Genomic DNA, 379 nt, shown 5'->3' with positions numbered 1-379 from the left:
CTCCGGGTGGTCAGGTCGCCGCGCCCGGGCCGGCGTCGTAGACAAGAAGGCCGTCGTCGCGAAGCCGCGCGCCCGCCGTCGGTCGATGAGGCATCAGACGCCCGTCGTGCATCAGGTGCACCACGGGTGTCCCCCGCGCGAGCACGGCGAAGTCGGCGATCAGACGCCGGTGGCAGCGCCACCACACCGCCTCCCCGCACATCACGGCGGTCCGTACCGCTCCCGCTCGCCGCAGCAGCTCGTCCATCGCGGTGACGAAGTCCGGCGTGCGCGTGTGCGCCGCGTAGGCCCGGAAGGACTCGTTCCGCCACACCGTGTCGGGTGAGTCCGGCGGCAGCTTCCGCCACCCGCCCAGCCTCCGCTCCCACCGGTAGTCCAC

Annotated in this window: 1 protein-coding gene; it reads right to left on the bottom strand. The window is 73.4% G+C overall.

Going from position 1 to position 379, the window contains the following annotated elements:
* Window positions 1–10 precede the first annotated feature (10 nt).
* Window positions 11–379, bottom strand: a 369-nt coding sequence (locus tag GL263_RS27920) for a DUF488 domain-containing protein (protein WP_182858483.1), incomplete at its 5' end; no start/stop codon positions are given.

The organism is Streptomyces durbertensis, from assembly GCF_014156695.1.
GTDB lineage: Bacteria > Actinomycetota > Actinomycetes > Streptomycetales > Streptomycetaceae > Streptomyces > Streptomyces durbertensis.
Note: the sequence above shows the minus strand (reverse complement) of the source record. Positions and strands in the feature narration are given on the sequence as shown.